This window comes from Bartonella tribocorum (assembly GCF_002777915.1).
Classification (GTDB): domain Bacteria; phylum Pseudomonadota; class Alphaproteobacteria; order Rhizobiales; family Rhizobiaceae; genus Bartonella; species Bartonella tribocorum_A.
In genome coordinates, this window is record NZ_NJGE01000002.1 from 150,693 (window position 1) to 168,823 (window position 18,131).

At 37.3% G+C, this 18,131-nt stretch carries 10 protein-coding genes; 6 read left to right on the top strand and 4 right to left on the bottom strand.

Going from position 1 to position 18,131, the window contains the following annotated elements:
• Positions 1-88 precede the first annotated feature (88 nt).
• The 3 genes from CER18_RS01615 to lptF are packed head-to-tail and all read right to left on the bottom strand — an operon-like array spanning position 89 to position 4,737.
• Positions 89-2,458 carry an LPS-assembly protein LptD gene (locus CER18_RS01615; RefSeq protein WP_100128365.1) on the bottom strand — a complete coding sequence of 790 codons (2,370 nt, stop codon included), beginning with the start codon at positions 2,456-2,458 and terminating at the stop codon, positions 89-91.
• Entirely contained in the window at positions 2,459-3,550 is a 1,092-nt protein-coding gene (gene lptG, locus CER18_RS01620) for an LPS export ABC transporter permease LptG (protein ID WP_100128366.1), read from the bottom strand.
• Entirely contained in the window at positions 3,550-4,737 is a 1,188-nt protein-coding gene (gene lptF, locus CER18_RS01625) for an LPS export ABC transporter permease LptF (protein WP_100128367.1), read from the bottom strand. The genes lptG and lptF overlap by 1 nt, the downstream gene beginning before the upstream one ends.
• Before the next feature lie 409 nt (positions 4,738-5,146).
• On the opposite strand from lptF, the gene CER18_RS01630 reads away from it, so the two are divergent.
• From CER18_RS01630 to CER18_RS01640, 3 genes are read left to right on the top strand one after another with little or no spacing between them, the layout of a single operon-like run.
• Entirely contained in the window at positions 5,147-5,593 is a 447-nt protein-coding gene (locus tag CER18_RS01630; RefSeq protein WP_100128368.1) for a DNA polymerase III subunit chi, read from the top strand.
• On the top strand, positions 5,593-5,772 hold the full coding sequence (locus CER18_RS01635; protein ID WP_100128369.1) for a hypothetical protein: 180 nt from the start codon (positions 5,593-5,595) through the stop codon (positions 5,770-5,772). The genes CER18_RS01630 and CER18_RS01635 overlap by 1 nt, the downstream gene beginning before the upstream one ends.
• Entirely contained in the window at positions 5,762-6,025 is a 264-nt protein-coding gene (locus CER18_RS01640) for a hypothetical protein (RefSeq protein ID WP_100128382.1), read from the top strand. Before CER18_RS01635 ends, CER18_RS01640 begins: the two co-directional genes overlap by 11 nt.
• Here the strand turns inward: CER18_RS01640 and CER18_RS01645 are convergent.
• A complete protein-coding gene (locus CER18_RS01645; RefSeq protein WP_100128370.1) occupies positions 6,022-7,311 on the bottom strand; it encodes an MFS transporter in 1,290 nt (429 codons plus the stop codon). The genes CER18_RS01640 and CER18_RS01645 overlap by 4 nt on opposite strands.
• Before the next feature lie 574 nt (positions 7,312-7,885).
• Between CER18_RS01645 and CER18_RS01650 the strand changes: the two genes are divergently transcribed.
• The 3 genes from CER18_RS01650 to CER18_RS01660 form a co-directional block, all read left to right on the top strand.
• The gene (locus CER18_RS01650) at positions 7,886-13,063 is read left to right on the top strand and encodes an autotransporter outer membrane beta-barrel domain-containing protein (protein WP_100128371.1); all 5,178 of its coding nucleotides are present in this window, start codon (positions 7,886-7,888) and stop codon (positions 13,061-13,063) included.
• 353 nt (positions 13,064-13,416) lie between these two features.
• On the top strand, positions 13,417-15,981 hold the full coding sequence (gene bafA, locus CER18_RS01655; protein WP_100128372.1) for a BafA family autotransporter: 2,565 nt from the start codon (positions 13,417-13,419) through the stop codon (positions 15,979-15,981).
• A 404-nt stretch (positions 15,982-16,385) separates the two neighbouring features.
• A partial coding sequence (locus tag CER18_RS01660; protein ID WP_100128383.1) for a pertactin-like passenger domain-containing protein occupies positions 16,386-18,131 on the top strand: 1,746 nt, incomplete at its 3' end.

Consider the following 18,131-nt stretch of genomic DNA (forward strand, 5'->3'; position numbering starts at 1 on the left):
GCATTGTTTATTAATTCCCATCAATAACTTAAACTATACACTTTTTTTCATAAAAACAATAATAAGTTAAATCACTTATACATTCTCTTTATAAATTTGAATCTATATTTTTTCCAATATCTGCGATTGTGCGTAATGAAAGAGAGAAATTAAAGTTTTGCAAGGGTGTTTTTCTCCCTGGATTCATTACCTGTTGATAACCGAATGTGAGCCCGAAACATTCATCTGCATAATTCAAGCTAATGCCTCGTTTTATAAATGTGTTGGACACGAGATCATAACCAGCGCTGCTATTAATGGACCAGTAGTCTGCCAGTTTTAAGCCCGTTTGAAAAGAAATTTCTTGGCGCTCTTTTGGATATTCGTAATTTGGTTGGCTTGCGATATAAGCATATTGTACAGAGGCCCAAAAAAATTTCCATTTTTGTGATGCTTCAATTTCACTACGGCGGATTTTTCCTGTTTTTTTGTCAAAGCGTCCACGCGTTTCTAAGGAAAATCCGTTTTTATGGGTTGCACCAAACATGGCAACATAGTCTGAACGTTTTGCCTCTAAGCTAGAATGAATACCGACATTAACAAGATCCTTTTCAGCAAAAGAATTTTTTCCTGCCAGATGAAAGGATTGTCCAATGAGACCATAAAGAGACCAATGGTCATTAAAGCTTCCAGAATATCTGAGACCTACATTAGCTCTTGTACCACCTTCTACCCGATCATAACCAGAAAATTTATCTCGTTGAAAGAGGGTGGTTGCATCAAAGACAAAGCTTTGTGCATCTTCATTAGGAAGTTGTCCGATATATTGTTCGTTATTGCGTATAAAAATTTGGGCGGTTGGTTCTATAATATGTGTAGAATGATTAGCTGTAATAAGGAAGGGATAGCGTACTTCCAACCCTGCTGTTGCCATACCACGAATTTTTGAGCCTCCAATTGCGGATAAGGCATCGTGTTCTACAGAAGTAGCATGATTTTTTTGTCCATTGATTGTAAGGATATCGGCCCGTAGAGAGAGAAGGGGGGTTAATATGAGACCATTGTGTGTATTAAAGCGCTTTTTCCACTGAAGCTCATTTGTTAAACGAAAACTATTTCCAGCCATACCAGAAAGTCTTACAGTGTTGAGAGGATTCTCGTTCCAGTCGGATGAATTGAAGTCGGCATGACGGCGGTAAATTGATTGTATATTGCTGTGAAAGGTAAGCTCTCCATTAAAAATAGGCTCATCTGGTGTAAAAGAATAATCGATGTGTGGTAGAACCCATGCTTGCTGAGAATGACGTTCATAATGAGGATCATTCAATATCGAATCTTGAATTTTAAAATGATAAAAACGCATGTCAAAATAGTTTTTTCCTGCAAGACCATTCAGATAGATTTGAGAAAGTTGTGTAGGATTGCTATAGTTTTCAAGTTTGTAGGCACGACTAAAATGCCGATCGGATTGTGCAAAAATATCCCATCCATACGTCCAGTGTGAATTAATACGAAAATCCCCTTTTGTTGCTAGCATATAACGGTTTTTAAGCTGTGCATCAATCGTATCATTGTCAAATCTATGCGGTTTCATTTGATATATATGAGCAAAGCGAATGTTATAATTGCCCATTTTAAAACGCTGACGCCACTCCCCTTCAGTTAAAAGCCCTTGTTGAGTGTAAACCGTAGAAGAAAGCGTAAAATCATAATGGGGGGCAAGATTCCAGAAATAAGAATTTTTTACTCCCATACCAAGATAATTAGTATAGAAAAAATGAGGCGTAAGCAGACCGCTTGCACGCCTGACAGTTGGATCATAGAGCTCAAAATTTGGAAATTTTATAATTGGTACACCAAAAACTTCAAAACTGCTATTTTCAAACCGAATTTTTTTAACGCTATTATTCCATATGATCTTTCTGGCTTTAATTTTCCATAAGACCTCTCTATCTGGTTTATAAGAGCAAGGTTCACAAGCTGTATAGGTTGCATTTTCAAAAATTGTTATCTGATTGTTTTTGCGTGTAGCATTTTGAGCGGCAAAGTGCACATTATTGGCTGTATCAATACGCAAGGCGTTTACAAAACCCTCGCCAAGATCTTTAGTCATATCAATTTGATTGGAATAAATTTTATTACCATCTTTTTGAGTAATTTCAACGTTTCCTTGTGCTATAAGTCGTCCTGTTTTTTGGTTGTAAATGATTTTTTGAGCGATAACTTTATTGCCATCATATTCAATTTGAACATTCCCTTGTGCAGAAACAGTGTTTTTATCACGGTTGTAGATGAGTTCGTCCGCAGAGAGCAAAAGAGGACGTTCTGGGTTTTGAATGCGACTTTGAGGAGGAGACATAAGGCTTTGAGCGTATGCGCAATAAGGCAACGCTCCCCCTAAGATAACTGCCATAACACTTCTAAAAGCGAGAGCACTTAATTTTGCTAAAATGATTTTCTTACCTGTTAACGCTTTCACTTAGCCATCCTCTTTATGAAGTAAAAAAGAGATTCCCAAGAATAATGCAATAACAACAGGTGTCCAAGCAGCAATAATTGGTGGAATATATCCAGCATTACCAAAAGCCTGAACAAGTACGGAAATAACATAAAGCATAAACCCAGCTATTACGCCACCAAGAATCAACGTTCTGGATTGCCCAAAACGCGTAAAATTTAAAGATACAGTTGCTGCAATGAGAGTCATTGCCACAAGTAATACCGGTAAGGCAATCAAAGATTGTAAATACATATCAAAATTATGAGCAGAATAGCCAAATGAACGTGCGATCATAATTTTTTGGGGCAATTGGTAAAATGGAATCGTTGCGGGGTTTACTAGACGTTCCGTTAAAAATTCAGGTTTTAGATTGGTTTTTATTTTCAACGCGATAAATTTTTCAGGGGGATGCCCTATTTTATAAATTGTTCCATTTGTTAATAGCCAAGCACCATTGGTCAAGGTTGCTTTCGGGGTGTTAATCCAATTTTTGACGGTTGCGTCGTCTTTGTATTGTACAAAGGTTGCATCGAGAAGAGAAAGTCCTTGGTCAGTGATAAATTTAGCACCAATGGTTGTTCTGCCTAAATCTGTACGCTGTGTTAACCAGTGGATACGCGTATTCTGAAGAGATGTTAGGACATTATTATTGCGCCATTCAGTCATCATTTTTTCTGCTTGAGAAAATCCCCATGCAGCAATTGGATTGATGAGAAGAATTGAAAATAATCCCAAAAGAAAAGCGCCCAAACAAGCAGGCATAAGAAATTGCCATGCAGAAACACCAATTGAGCGAGTTATGACAAGTTCAAGTTTTTTGTTAAGCGAGATAAGGGTTGCCATTGCAGAAAAGAGTGCAATAAAAGGGATAAGTTGTTGCATAATAAAAGGGATGCGTAAAACAGAGAGAAGAAATGCATCCTTTGCTGTATAATGGGGAAGGGAAGGGAGCCTCCCAGAATTTTCTGTAAAATCGATTAAAAGAGCAAGAACAAAAATGCTCCCCAAAAAATAACAAGTTATTTTAAGGTAACGTATAAAAAAATAGCGTCCAAGTGTCCACCCAATCATTATATTTTATCCAGAGAATCTTGAGGTTTTCGATGTTCAAATTTGTTCACTACTTTTTGAAAAATGATTTGAAGTATCTCATGAAGCTTTGCGGGGAGTCTAATTTTATGATTCGTTAAAAGCATAAAAAAGACAAATATACTTGTTCCTATGGGCGTAATATAAAGGAGAGGAACATATGCAAGATCGTTCTTTGCTTTTTCGGCGAAAAAATACCCTATCCAATAGACCAGAAAAGAAAGAGAAATTGCCAAAAAATTTGCAAAGTGGCGTGCTTGTCGATGGGAGCCTACATTTCCTGCCGCTGCTAATGCAATAAGTGAAAAAACGATTGGATAGAGCCATTGTGTTAGACGGCGGTGAAACTCAGCTTTATATTGGAGTGGTTTTCGTTGATAGTAGGAATCTTTTGGGTCAGGATTTTGTAAATAAGAAAGAGATCGATCTTTTGGGTAAAGAGTAGGAATTTTATCACTAGGAATAAATTCCCCTAAGCTAAAGGTATATGCGCTAAACTGAACGATTGAAATGCTATTATTTTCATGATTGACTCTTTCTATTTCACCGTTATTGAGGATTAAAAAACGACCATTTTGATTGCTTACAATGGAGGCTTTTGTTGCATAATAAAAAAGATCAGTTTTAGGGTCACGCTGGTCGGCAATGAAAAGACGTTCAAGTGTTCCGTTTGGATTCCGTTCACCAATTTCTATGTAAAGATTATTGGCAAGTTTTTGGAAGCTTCCTTCACTAATGAACAGATTAATAAGATCAAAATGAGCACTTGCGAGCATTTGTCGCATATTAAGACGCGCTTGAGGAACAACAAAATTAGCTATAGAAAAGGAAATACATGATGCAACAATAGCAAGAAAAAGAATAGGTTTCCAAACCGTACTCTTAGGAAACCCAGAAGCATTAATAACAGCAAGTTCAGAGTCTTGATTCATTGCTGAAAGGATGGTTGTAATTGCGATCACTAATGCAAATGGAATGACAATAAAAACAACAGAAGGAACCAATGAAAGTGAAAATTGCAAGACTGTGAAAAGTGTTTGTTTACTTGTTGTGAGAAAATTTATCCGTGCAAGAATTTGCACTGTCCAACTAACGCCCACTGCTGCAATCATAACAGAACTGAACAAGACAAAGACACGTTTCAGGATGTAGAACTCAATAATACGCATAAATTGGGGAACACCCTCAGTCTTTAATTTAATAGCAAATATCTTTACTGCTTTTGGTTAAAATGTAATAAAGTTTAAACAACACCCTTTCCGTGGATTGGATGCTTTTAGTAAATAAATGATATAAAATTGCTCGTTAAATTCCCTTTAATTTTTCCACACATTATATTTTATTTTCAACGATAGTCTACAAAGAATCTAGAAAATAACTGAAAAACTTTTTTATTAACGTTGAAAATAAAAAAATTTTATCTTTTAAAGAGTTTTTTGAAACCGCGGACAAAAAGATAATGCATCTTAATCGAAAAAGAGCTTTATATCTTGAACCGTTCCCTTTTATATGAGGGATATAGAGGTTTTTCTAAAAAAGATGTTAGCTTTTTATAAAGAATAATGAGGGCTTAAGAGGTTGGATATTCTATTCTATCATTTGACGCAGTCAACGTTGAAAGATATTTTGCCAACGCTTGTAGAGCGGGCATTGGATCGTTTTGGTAAGGTAACAATACAATGTGTGAGTAAAGAACAGCGCGATTCTATAGATATGCATTTATGGGTTTATGCTGATGAGTCATTTATTGGACATGGAACGGAGTGTGATCAATATTCAAATCTTCAGCCTGTCTTTCTGACTACAGGACAAGAAAATCCAAATGATTCAAAGATTCGTTTTCTCATAGAAGGGGCTGTTTGTTCGGATATTGATGCTTACCAACGACTTGTCGTGCTATTTGATGGTAGAAATGATGAGCAGTTGAATTATGCTCGGGCACAGTGGAAAAAATATAAAATGGAAAATCATAAATTAACCTATTGGCAACAGACTGAAGATCGTTGTTGGGAAAAACAAGTTTAATGCGCCTCGTGTCTTTTGTTATGGTTTTGATAGGATTAGTAGGAATCGTAAATCCAGCACTTTTTATTGCGGAAGGATCAGGGGGAGGGCGTTGGGTCTTTATTATTATTTTTTTCTTAGGCATGCTAAAGACATGGCCTATAATTAAAAAAATGAAACGGCATGATGATGATTATTGATCGAATTTTGCTTGTTTTATGGGCTGTGATGTTGGCTTTTTTTTGCGTTTCGTGGTTGGGGACAACGCATATCTTATCAGGGGTATTTTTTGTTGCTGATATGAGCAATATTGCCGATTTTTTATTTTTCTTTTTGAGTGTATTGTTTGCGGGAATATTGTGGTGGAGTATACCGCAACCTATGTCTTTTAAAATGAGACTGGCAGCACTTTTTCTGCCAGTCCTTATTTTATTCTTCGCTCTTATATCCTAATTGGATATCTCATCATCTGTAAACCCAACAAAGCAAATCAGTGAAATAAAAGAAGCAAAAAGCAAATAATAGCCGATATAAGACGTATCAAAATGTTGCACCAAATATTCTGCAATATAAGGTGCAAGAGAGGCTCCTACGATGCCAGATAAGTTGAAAGTAATAGAAGAACCCGTGTATCGAATGGCTGTTGGGTATGGTGAAGCCAAAACAGCACCAAGAGGACTGTATATCATGCCCATGATAGACAAACCAATGACGGACATTGCAAGGACTCCTATAACTCCAGAATTTAAGAAATAAGGAATTGCAAAAGAGTAGATACCGGTGATGATTGTAATCCAAATCATCAAAGTTCTTCGCCTAATACGATCAGCAAGTCTTCCTGTAATGATCGTAAAAATTCCACAAAAAATAGCACCGACAATTTCGACTTGAAGCGCTTGATAATATGACAGTTGCAAATGATTTGTTGAATAGCTTAACAAATATGCTGTAACCAAGTAAAACAAAACAAATGTTGCCATACCAGAAAATACCCCAAGAAATAAGATTCGTGGACATTTTAAAAAGACATCGATGATAGGAACTTTGACACGTTCTTTACTTTCAAGATCTTTTTTGAATTGAACAGTTTCATTGATTGAAAGACGAACCCATAATCCTATAATCATAAAAACAACTGAGGCAATAAAAGGGATGCGCCATCCCCAAGCGACAAGTGCATCATGATCAAGAAAATATAACAGACCTAAATAAACAGCAATGGATAGAAATAGACCGATTGGAACACCCAATTGGGGAAACATTGCATACCATCCCCGCTTTTCTGGAGGGGCATTTTCTGTTGCGAGCAAAACAGCTCCTCCCCATTCTCCTCCTAATCCCATTCCCTGTCCAATACGGCACAAGGTTAAGAGGAAGGGCGCAAACCATCCAGCGGTCTCATATGTGGGAAGAAAACCAATAATGACTGTTGAAAGACCCATTGTGAGAAGAGAGGCGATAAGTGTTGCTTTTCTTCCAATTTTATCTCCAAAATGTCCAAAGACAATCGAGCCAAAGGGCCGAGCAAAAAAGGCTGCTCCAAAAATCAGGAAAGATTGTAAAATAGCAATCTGATCATTTTGTGTTGGAAAAAACACATGAGGAAATATAAGAGCTGCGGCAGTGGCAAAGACATAGAAATCAAAGAATTCAATTGTTGGGCCAATAAGGCTTGCAAACAAAATTCGACGAGGGGAATTTCTGTTGCTTATGCCTTGCATTTCTAAGTTTATAGACATGAATAGAATGTCCCTTTCAGTATATGGCAAATCAAATATGAATTAACCAACTATAATTATAAAAATTTCATATCAGTGTCGAGTCGATATTATGAAGTTTCTTAATATATTAAAACAATGATAATGGACTGATGAACATCAATGATGTGTTTTTTAGATTATCAAAATTGAATAGAATAAAGAAGCTATTTTAAATGCTGTAAAAGGTGGAAATATTTGGCCATAAAGGCTGCTCTCGTTCATAGTGCTATTTCCTTTAAAGTTTTAAGGCCAATTTTTATCTATTGAGAGATCAATCTTATTCGTAGATCAGTGTTTAGTGTCTCAAAAATATTAAAAAATCTTTTTATGAATATAATTATAACACTTTTTAATTGCATACAATAAAAATTAAATCTTTTAGTTGTGCATATATTTAAAAACACATGATGTATATTTGATCTGTCAGAGTTTAATCATCGAATGTTTTATTAGCTTTAAAAAACATGAGGTTGAACCATTACAGAATGTTGTTTTGGTCTATGCACTTTTTTCTAAATGGGGAATTTAAATTTGGAATTATGGAGTGTGAAGAATGCAACGCAAATTGAAATTAAGTTTTTGTGCGTTAATGACCAGCAGTTTTTTTATCAAAATTGCGAGTGCAGATCGAGTATCGACACCAAAAGAAAAGCTATTAACACCAGTAGGTATCAATGAATATCTAAAAGAAACTCCAAAGTTGTTATCAAGAATGAGGGGATTAAAAGAAAAAAAAGAGGGGGCAAAAATGATAGTGCATGAAAAGACACTAGAAGGAAGGAAGTCTTCAGAAGAGGAAAGGAAGGAATCAGAAAATCTACTCTTTGAAGTTCTCACAAATTCAATAATAAGCGATGGTGCTGCTATTTATATTGCTAACCGTGGCTCTGAAGGTTCTGAAATAAATAGCTTTAGTTATGAAGGTGCTGCCTATTCCATCAATAATACGGTTCAAGAAGGTGGAAAACTCTACATTGATGCAGCAAGTGTGAGTAGGGATACGATCATTGAGCATGGTGGGATTGAGTTTATCCAAAAACTTAGCACTTCAGAATATGCCGTTGTTAAAAAAGGGGGTAAACAAATTGTTGAAAGTGGTGCAAATGCTGAAGGGACTAAAATCTATGGTGGTGAGCAGATTATTTTTGGTAAAGGGATGATCCTTGGAGAAGGTTTGTTGCTTGAAGATAAGGCAAGTAGTGCTTATGGCACTGAAATTCATGCTGCAGATGGAATGCTAGGAATACAAAGTATCTATAGTGGGGGGATTGCTGTTGACACAAGGGTTATGAAAGGAGGTGTCCAGAATATTGACGGTCAAGAGAATTTTCATAATGGCTTTTCAGAAGATGCTGATACAGCTGATACAGAAGAGGAAGATTTTACAATCAATGAGGGGGCTTCTGCACTCAATACCCAACTTTTTAAAAATGGGATTCAGAATATCTTTGCAGGAGGAAATGCGAGTGAAGTTACTTTATACGATAGAGCTACGCAGAAGATATATGATTCTGGATATACGGATGATCTAACAATTAATCATCAAGCAAGCTCATGGGCTTTTGCTGGTGCAATATTAGACAGAAATACAAATGTCTATGACTTTGGCAGCCTCTATCTTTATGCTGGAAATGATGAAGCAGTTACAGAAGTAGAAAATCTTAGTTTAAATGGAGAAGATACCAAACTATATATTATTGCTCCTGAAGATAACAGCAAAAAATCTCACGTTAATATCCATAATTTACAGGGAAACGGTAGAGTTGTTTTTACGTCTTTAGGGACAGGTAAACATTACTCAGAACTTAATATTGATAATCTTTCAGGTTCTTTACATTTCTATTTTAATGTCAACTTTGCCAAGCACTTTAGTGATTATCTTGTCATTAAAGAAAGTAGCTCTGGTTCTCACACAATAAGTGTGGCTGATTCTGGACGTGAAATTACAAATTCTTTTCACAAAAAGCATAAATTAATTTCTGATCACGCTGGGAGCGCTCATTTTACTCTGACAAATACTTTTGGTGAAAAAATCGAAACGATTGATGCCGGAACCTATAGGTATCGTTTGAAACATAGAAACGATAAAGGCACTGGTAAAATTTGGTATTTAGATGCGAATTATGCTGTTGATGAGGCAAATACCTCTTTATTTTCTGATTTTAGCTTGCAACCATCTGTTATGGCTCCATTATCGAATGATCTCACAGAATTCATAATTGGAAAGGGAATGATTGTTACGATTGCGGATCCTAGCTTTGAGAGTAGCAGAGAGAAGATTGATAGCAATGGAGAAACTTCAATTAGTAATACAGTTAAAGATGGTGGAAAGCTTTCCGTTTATAGCGGTGGTTTTAGCTTGTATACGACAATTCAAAGAGGCGGTACTGAGCTTATTAAAACACAAGGTCTTTCACAGGATAGTATAGTTCAGAGAGGCGGAAAACAAAAGGTTGAGGAGGGTGGAAAAGCTGAAGGGGCTAAAATTTATAGTGGAGAGCAGTTTGTTTCAGGAAAGTCTGATATTAAGGGTGCGGTGGTAAGAAGTAGAGCTTATGGCAGCATTATTTCTGGTGAAAATGGGGCACTAGGATATCAGAATGTGTATGATGATGGAGAGGTTTTTAATACAAAGATCATGGAAGGAGGGGTACAAAATCTTTATGTAGAACAGGAGCTAGACGATTATAGCAGTTTTGCATTTGATACGAAGGTGTTTTCTGGTGGACAACAACACGTTTTAGCAGGGGGAATCGCGATTAGCGTTTTTTTAGAAGGGACTGCTTTTCAGACAATAGATTTGGGGGGGTACGTAAAAGATTTAACAATCAAGGATCAAGCACAATCATGGTTACATTCTGGTGCAACATTAGAAGGAAGCACTATGATTCATGATTCTGGACGAATTTATCTTTATGCTGGTGCTGATCAATCTCGTACTGAAGTAGAAAAAATTGTTTTAAATGGCAAAGATACAAAATTGTACGCTATTGCTTCTAAGATGGATGGCGAAAGTTCTTTGATTGAAAATCTAAGTGGTAATGGCCGTGTTATTTTTGCTTCTACCATATTTAATCCGCATTACTCTAAACTAGAAGTTGGTAAGCTTTCAGGGAATTTACGTTTTAGGCTGAATACCAATTTTGGTGAGCAGCGCGGTGATTATCTCCTTATCGAAAAGGGGGAAGGGCATCACACAATAAGCGTGATTGATTCTGGTATTGAAATTGCCAATTCTTCTCTAGAAACACAAAATTTAGTCCTTGAACTTGATTTGATTCATGAAAAAAGCGGAAATGCTCATTTTGCTCTGACGGATTTTTCTGGTGAAGAGACCAGTACGATTGATGGTGGAGCATATATGTATGCGCTAAAGAAAAAAGATCAGAATGGAGGAAAGATTTGGTATTTGGCGCCGTTGGAAACAACTTCTACTCCTGTCCCCCCCTCACCTCATGCGGAGTCACCTATAGATAAGTTTCCTGAAAAAGAAGAAAATATGATATCTTCAAAAGATTTTAGTATCTCTGATGTCATTAATTTCAGTATTTGTGAGGGAGGAGGCATTTTACAAAACTTTTTGCTTGGTGACGACAGGGTCGTTTATATCTCTGATGATGGAGAGAAAGATTCTCTTAAAAAGTCTATTAACACTACCGTTTCGGAATCTGGAACACTTTATGTTGAGGCTGGTGGTTTTGGTAAAAATACAACAATTGAAAATGGCGGTTCAGAGATTATCGGGGAACAGGGGATTTCAGAGTCTACGATTATTTACGAGGGGGGAAAACAACAGGTAGAAGGAGGAGGAACAGCATTGCAGACTACAATTTACGGTGGTAACCAGCTGATTTTTGGGGATGGATATGTGAATGGTGGAATTGTTGGGAGCAGTGCTTATGATACAACAATTTATGGTCAAGGAGACATACTGGGACAGCAGAATGTATACGATGATGGAATGGCAGTGGGAACAAAAGTGATGAGTGGAGGAATGCAAACTCTTGCTAAATGGTTTCCTGATGATGATAACTTTGTAGAAAAAGCCGGTGGTCTAGCCGTAAATACAGAGGTCTTTTCAGAGGGTATGCAGCGTGTTTTAGCAGGAGGTGAAGCAAATACAGTTATTTTACATACTGGTGGTATTCAAGAAGTCTATGCGGGTGGAATTGTAAAGAATCTAACGATTAAAGAGAATGCCAATTCATGGGTTTCTGCTGGTGTGGTATTAGGAGGAGAAATAAAAGTTCAGGATTTTGGAAGACTCCATCTTGATGCTGGAGATGATGGTCAACAAACTATAGTAGAAAACATTGCATTAAATGGAGAAGAAGCGCAATTATACGCCATTGCTGGTGACTTTGGCGACAAAAGTACACATATTCAGCAGTTAAGCGGTGTAGGAAAAGTTATTTTTACCTCTTCTGAAGATGATTTATATTACTCTCAACTTTATATTGATAATCTAGCAGGGAGTCTACATTTTAACTTTAATGTTAGCCTTGCAGAAGGAAAAGGTGATTACCTCTTTATTGAGAATGGGAGTGGTTTTCACACAATAAGTGTTGTAGATTCTGGTATTGAAATTGTTGATCCTTCGTCAGCAGAACTTGATTTAATTTTGGATCAAAGTGGAGGCGCATCTTTTACTCTACAAAGTTTTTCTGGTGCAAAAATTCCAATTGTTGATGGTGGAACTTACACGTATGGTTTAAAACAGAGAACTGATGAAGATGGAAAAGTTTGGTATTTATCTGCAATCTCTATTGATAATTCTTCATTTCTTGATAGTTTGCCACGAAGTAGAAGCAGATCTGCGCGGCATTTAAACCAAAATCAACCGGTTTCTTCTTTTTCAACTCTTACAAATACAGAAGAGCACACGATTAAGTTGCCACGTCAAAGAGAAAAGCGCCCCAACTTAAGTCAAAAATCTTCAGTTTCTTCAATTGTTTCAACTCTGGAAAGTCAAGTGATTAAAGGAGCACCTCCAACAGGTTCTCGCCCTCTTTCTGATGAGAAACAACAGATTGCTGTTTCAGCCTCTTCTCAATCTTTATCGGATCAAATGACCTTGCGTCCAGTTCATAAAGAAGTTCATAAAGATCAACCTTCTCCACAGGTGGATGAGAATCTTTCAGTTTCTGACTTTTTAACCACGCCTTCTACAGATGCAGTTTTGTCTATGTCTGTCGCTCCAGCGATGGTGTTTCACAATGAGATGCAAACCGTGCGTGTTTCAACGAATGGATTAGGGATTGAAGGCAGTTATACGCAATGGGCTGTTGGAACTTCCTTTGAAGCCGGTTATCGACTTCAGACGTCGAAGAGCAGTTGGTTACAGCCTTATGGACAGTTTACATGGTTAAAAGTTGAGGATAAGGAAATTAAGTTATCGAATGACATGGTAGGTGAGCTGCGTCCCTTCACTTCATTACGCAGTGAGGTTGGTTTATCTTTAGGGTATGAATTTGGCTCTCGTATGGCTTTTTCATCTCTTGCATATATTACGGCAGCGTGGTTGCGAGAGCATAAAGATGACAATCAAACGTTGATTAATCACCAACATCCCTTTAGCACGGACTTATCAGGGAATGCGGGTAAATTAGGGATAGGTTTCAGCAGTTTAGTGAGTGAGAAGTTGAAGTTTTATGGTGAGGCGCATTATATTAAAGGGCGTAAAACAAAACAGTTTCTTCAGGGCATTATAGGGGTACGCTATAGTTTCTAATGATAGGGATATTTTTTGATTATCTTTAAAGGTATAATTGTTTTTAAAAATCTTTAATAAGGCGTGAATAACTCTTCAGAGCATACAGCTTCACTTTTCATGAAAGATTGTGTGCTCTTTATTTATATTATAGTTTATTATGTGTTACTTTTTTCTTTGATGAAAAAACTTTGAAGAAATGCAGGGATTCCCTTATATCTCCGATCAAAAATGCGTTGCAGAGATGGTAAAAAACAGTTTTTGAGTAAAGTGATGAGGCTACTCAGAAGAATTGTTACAATCTAAGGTTGAAAATATATTTTGTAGAGCTAGTTACGTTTGGTGTCTATGCAGACGTGAAGAGGGGGGAGGATATGGCTACAAAATATAAATGGAAACGAAATTTTTGGGCACTCATGTTGAGCAGCTGTTTTGTACAGGCTGCTGCTGCAAGTGAGAGGGGGGCACCGTTTTTTTGTCAATCTTCAAATTATGAAAATGCCCCAGTATTTCAGGATCAATACAATGAAGATATGAAAATGGGAAGATGCATCCTTGGAGCATCGAATGATGGCATTGTAAGAACACGCAATGAATTAGGCTTTTTAAAAAAGCCTAGCAATTTTACGCTTGTTAGGGATACTAGAGTATTCGCAAGTCAACAGGAGTTTGACAGCAGCCATCATAACAATGTTGGTTATAATGCACATGAACAAAATACTACGTTTCTTAAAAAGCCTGAACTTATCTCTATTAAAGATGGCGCACTGCTCGAAAATTATATCCTTGATAATAAAGGTACGGCTTACATTTCAAATGATGGTGAGATTGATAGACCAGGACGATCCATCAATAATACGGTAAGGAATGGTGCAGAGCTTTATGTGTATGCAGGAGGTCTCAGTGAGGATAGTAAAATTGAACATGGTGGAATTGAAAATGTTCAGGCTTTAAAGGGAAAACAAGGTTTTTCTAAAAATGCTGTCGTTAAAGAAGGTGGACAACAAAGTGTTGGAAATGGAGGAAAAGTAGAGGGAACTAAAATTTATGGTGGTGAGCAGCTTGTTTTCGGTGAAGGAGATGTTGGAGGAGAGGTTAAAGGGAGTATTGCTTCTCATACTGTCATTTATGGTCAAGATGAAATATTAGGCCAGCAAAAAGTATATGATGGGGGTAAAGTTTGGAATACGAAGGTCATGCGAGGGGGCGTGCAAGAGATTGGAAAAAAATCTCAAAGCACAAAAAATGATGGTTTTGCGTTTGACACAGAGGTTTTTGGTGGTGGTAAACAGCGTATTTTAAAAGGCGGTCAGGCTCTTGGAGTTACTTTAAATGAGAACGCTATTCAGGAAATAGATACTGATGGATTTGTAAAAAATCTAACAATGAATGATGAAACAAAATCATGGGTGCATGCTGGAGCGACATTAGAAGGCAAAACATTGGTAAATCATTCTGGGCAGCTTCATCTTTATGCTGGTAATGATCAACATCACACCAGAGTAGAGGATATTATTTTAAATGGAAAAGATACAAAATTATACGCACTCACGGATGAGTTTGATGGAAAAAGCTCTTTAATACAAAAATTAAGTGGTGAGGGAAGTGTTATTTTTGCATTTACGGGTTCTGATCCATATTATTCTCAGCTTCATATAAATAATCTTTCAGGAAATTTACATTTTGCGTTCAATACCACCATTGCTCATAACCGTGGTGATTATCTCTTCGTTGAAAAAGGGGATGGGAATCATACGATCAGTGTTGCTGATTCTGGCGTTGAAATCACGGAACCTTTTTCAAATAAGCGGGATTTAATTACGGATCAAAGTGGTGGAGCGCATTTTACATTGACAGATCTTAAGGGTGAAAACATTAAGGCCATTGATGGTGGAACTTATATGTATGGACTGAAAGAAAGAAAGGATGAAAATGGAAAAGTTTGGTTTTTATCTGCAAGCCGCCTCAGTGGACCAGAAAGCTCTGTTACAGATCCTACAAATCCGTTCAATCCTGGTGGAACAGCAACAACACCTTCTACGGATGCACTGTTAACGTTGGCCGTAGTTCCTGGAGTCATTTTTAACAATGAATTACAAATTGTACGGAATGGTAGAAAAATTTGGAACAGAAATAGGAAAGATATCGAGCTATGGACTTATGGGATTAAGAGCAGAGAGCGCATTGCAGCAGGCCATACACACTTTAAGCTTGGGCAAACAGGTTTAGTTCTTGGTGCTGATCAATTGAATGAATTAAGGCATGGAGAGTTATATATTGGTGGTTTTGGTAGTTATGATCAAGCACGTGTTTCTCATGCGCGGGGGGGGGATAGTGGTCTGAGCTCTTATAGTATTGGAACGTACGCAACCTATTTTGATCATCGTGGATGGTATATGGATGGTGTTTTGAAATATAATTATTATAGAGATAATTTGAAAGCCATATCAACGAATGGTTCAACGATTCAAAGTCGTTATAATCAGTGGGCGATAGGTGGATCATTTGAGATTGGTTGTTATTTTGAACCAGCGCAAAACACTTGGATGCAGCCTTATATCAAGCTAACAGGTTTACAGGTTGAAGGTAAAAAAATAAAACTTTCCAATGGAATGATCGGTGATCTAAGACCATTAATTTCATTTCGTAGTGAAGTTGGCTTGACGGCGGGACATGAATTCTTTGTGAATTCAGAAACTTCACTAACAGCTTATATAATGGCAGCTTGGTTGCGTGAGAATATCAATAATAATTATGTGACAATTAATAATCAGCATAAATTTATCACAGACTTATCGGGTAGTGCGGGTAAATTGGGAATTGGTTTAAACAGTGTGGTCAATGATAAACTAACACTTTATGCGGAAGCACATTACCTCAAAGGACATAAGATTAAAAATGCTCTTCAAGGTATTTTAGGGTTGCGCTATAATTTCTAAGTCTATCTTTAAACGGCTTATTAACTTTACAAACGTTATTGTTTTCCGAACTTAAAAAGACAATGCACCACTCTGTCTTCTCGAGAGTGTAGAGACTATCTCAAACAGTAGGGATGTCTTTATACTCTCTTTTAAAAGCATGAGCGTTTTTTCATCTATAACTTCAAATATTGCAAATTGTTCATTGAACTCAAGTGAATAATTTAAATTTTATTCAGTTTTTCCACCTTAAGTTAGAATTTTTAGTGCTTTATAAATTTACAACTTATAATTGTTTAAAATAAAAAAATACACTAAAAAATTGTATTTAGACATAAATAAAACACATTACGATACAATCTAAGACGCGTTACCTACGTAGCCGCGGGATATTTTTCTAAATAATTGAGAGTGGAGTGTGGATAATGAGGTATAAATACAAGTTAAGTTTTTCAGTATTGATGATCAGTAGTTGTCTTGTGCAAGTTGCAAGTGCAGTTGAGAGCAGTAAAGGGCTAACAAGATTAGAACATGTGGGAAATGGAGCAGAGGTACCAAAAGGTTCAGCACTGATTTCTCGTATTTTCAGCAGTAATGTTAAGATTGAAGATGGTGGTGTTGAGATTGTTGAAAATGGAGCAACTTCTATAGGTTCCACTATTAAAAAAGGGGCGATGCAAATAGTGACACGTGGAGGAACTGCAATAGATGCTAAAGTTACTGGGGGTAAGCAGTTTGTTCATGAAGAAAAAAACATTGATCTTAGAAGTGTGGTAAAAAAAACTAGTGCATATAGTGCCATAGTTTCTGGAGATGGTGGAGCAGTGGGACAGCAGAATGTGTATGATGGGGCAATGGTTTGGAATACGAAAGTAGGGAGGAACGGAGAACAAAATCTTTATACGGGAGAAAGAAAAGAGGGGGGAGGCGCAATGTATACAGATGTCTCAGAGAATGGTAGACAGCACGTTTTAGCGCATGGAGAGTCTTATGCTACTACTTTGAAGGGGCAGGCTATTCAAGTAGTATATCCTCAAGGGTTTGTGGATACTTTAACAATTACGGATTTTGCCAAATCGTGGTTCCATGTTGGTGTACAAAAAGTTGTTGGAGACGTAAGAGTCAATGATCACGGAGAACTTTATTTATTCGCTGGTGATAGGACCAATCATACTCATAAGACAAATATTCCTATAAGAGGAAGAGTTGACGAAACAATATTTGAGGTTGGTGAACGGAATATAGGAGAGAAACCTCAGATTGAAATTGAAGATTTAGGGGGACAGAATGGAACTGTTATTTTTACTTCTATTCCGTATGATCCACGTCATATTTCTCTTCATGTCGAGAGGCTTTCAGGGAATTTACATTTTCGATTCAATATTAGTGCTACGTGGGATGCGAGTGATTACTTGACGATTGGTGAGGGGGCAGGGAATCACAAAATAAGCGTTGCAGATTCTGGTCGTGAGATTACAGGTCCTCTCTCACAAAGGAATGGTTTTGTTACTGAGCTTTCGTTAGTTACCGATAGAAGCCACGATGAAGGCGCTAATTTTACTCTGGCAGATCACTCTGGTAAGGAAATTACAACTGTCGATGGCGGAACCTATCAGTATCATTTGGAGAAGAGAACTAGATGTGCTAGCTCTAGTGGCAGTTCCACAACTTGGTATTTAGCGAGAGTTTCTGGAGATACGGAACATTCAAATACTGAGACACAGTGTGCAAAAAAGAAAACGAAAGTTCCTGTTACACTATCTGATCAAGGCGCTTCTTCTAGAGGAAAAAATACCGGTTCTCGTAAATCTGTTCCAAAAACGAAACCCAAGCAACGCCCTCCACGTCATTTAAGAGAAGCACAAAATGTCTCTAGAGTTTCGGTATCTTCCTCTCAAGAAAAACAGACGCATGTGGTGTTCCCTCCAACAGGTTCTCGCCCTCTTTCTGATGAGAAACAACAGATTGCTGTTTCAGCCTCTTCTCAATCTTTATCGGATCAAATGACCTTGCGTCCAGTTCATAAAGAAGTTCATAAAGATCAACCTTCTCCACAGGTGGATGAGAATCTTTCAGTTTCTGACTTTTTAACCACGCCTTCTACAGATGCAGTTTTGTCTATGTCTGTCGCTCCAGCGATGGTGTTTCACAATGAGATGCAAACCGTGCGT